The organism is Pseudomonas sp. MWU13-2105 (assembly GCF_023242315.1).
GTDB lineage: Bacteria > Pseudomonadota > Gammaproteobacteria > Pseudomonadales > Pseudomonadaceae > Aquipseudomonas.
Genome location: NZ_JALLIY010000067.1, coordinates 1 through 1,366, shown reverse-complemented (window position 1 = coordinate 1,366; position 1,366 = coordinate 1). Strand labels below are relative to the sequence as shown.

Here is a 1,366-nt window from a genome sequence, read left to right as displayed (position 1 = left end):
CTCATCGCACCGCCTATGCTGCCGCCAAGGCCGCACTCATCAGCTTTACCCGGTCGTGGGCACTGGAACTGGCCACGACGGGTATCACCGTCAACGCCGTTGCCCCTGGGCCGACCGAGACCGAACTGTTCCGCGCGAACAATCCGCTCGGCAGTGAAGGTGAAGCCCGCTACCTCTCAGGCATCCCTCTGCGGCGCTTCGGCCAACCCGAAGAGATAGCAGCAGCCATCGCCTTCCTGCTTTACGAAAGCAGCGGTTTCATCACCGGCCAGACGCTGTTCGTCGACGGTGGCGCATCAATCGGCAAAGCCGCATTCTAGCCAGGGTTGCGTTGCGCACGCCTTGTTGAGATAAACCACCCGCTGCGAGCGAAGCCCCCTGCTTCGCTCGCTTTTTTTGCTATGAGTTTTTAACTGTTTCAGGTGGAACGACATGGATCGATTGGCAGCAATGGAAACCTTTGTCAGCGTGCTCGAAGCGGGGTCGTTTTCCGCGGCGGCGCGGCGCCTCAACCTCGGCCAGCCCGCGGTATCGAAAACCATCGCACAACTCGAAGATCGCCTTGGCGTGCGGCTATTGCTGCGCTCTACTCGCGGGCTTACACCGACCGAAGCCGGCACCGCCTACTACGAACGTGCCAAGCGTGCCATCGAGGAAGCCCACGAAGCCGACCTCGCCGCACGCGGTGCGGGCAGCGGCCTGCACGGCACCTTGCGGATCTGTGCGGCGGTGACCTTCGCGCGTCTGCATGTGCTGCCGTACCTGGGAGCGTTCCTCGATGCACACCCCGAGCTGAACATCGATATCGTTCTGGATGACCGCACCGTCAATCTCGTCGAGGAAGGCATCGACGTTGCCTTGCGTATGGGAGCGTTAGCCGACTCCAACCTGATCGCCCGCAAGATCGGTGAATGTCAGCGGCTGGTGCTGGCCACCCCGGCTTACGTGCTAGCCCATGGCAAACCTTGCAACCCTACTGATCTGGCGCAACACCAAGCGGTCGTTTTCGCCCAGGCAGGCGGCGGTGAGCACTGGGCCTTCAAACAGGGCAGCACGGTGCAGTCGGTGACGGTCAGCGGGCGGGTACGGGTCAGTGCGGCGGAGGGTGTGCGGGCAGCGGTGCTGGGGAGTCTGGGCGTAGCCTTGACGTCCCAATGGATGTTCGCAGAAGAACTGGCCAAAGGCGAAGTGGTTCCCCTGCTGGAGGATTGGCAGTTGCCGCCGCTGGATCTGTGGGCGGTGTTTCCTACCGGGCGCCTGGCCAGTGCCAAGGCGCGGGCATTCGTTGATTTCGTCGCGGGCTTGATGAACCAACAATAAGCTAGGCCGCCCGAAGGCGGCCTTGAGGGACTCGATATCAACCGCG

2 protein-coding genes are annotated in these 1,366 nt (G+C 62.5%); both read left to right on the top strand.

All coding sequences use genetic code 11. From position 1 onward, the window contains the following. The coding region (locus M5B96_RS32310; protein WP_248801209.1) for an SDR family oxidoreductase at positions 1 to 320 on the top strand (320 nt) is incomplete at its 5' end. A gap of 112 nt (positions 321 to 432) precedes the next feature. Then, positions 433 to 1,320, top strand: a complete 888-nt coding sequence (locus M5B96_RS32305; RefSeq protein WP_248801207.1) for a LysR family transcriptional regulator — start codon at positions 433 to 435, stop codon at positions 1,318 to 1,320. Positions 1,321 to 1,366 lie beyond the last annotated feature (46 nt).

Excerpts from the sequence above, each read along its gene's own strand:
- M5B96_RS32305 (WP_248801207.1), top strand. The coding sequence starts at position 433 with ATGGATCGATTGGCAGCAATGGAAACCTTTGTCAGCGTGCTCGAAGCG.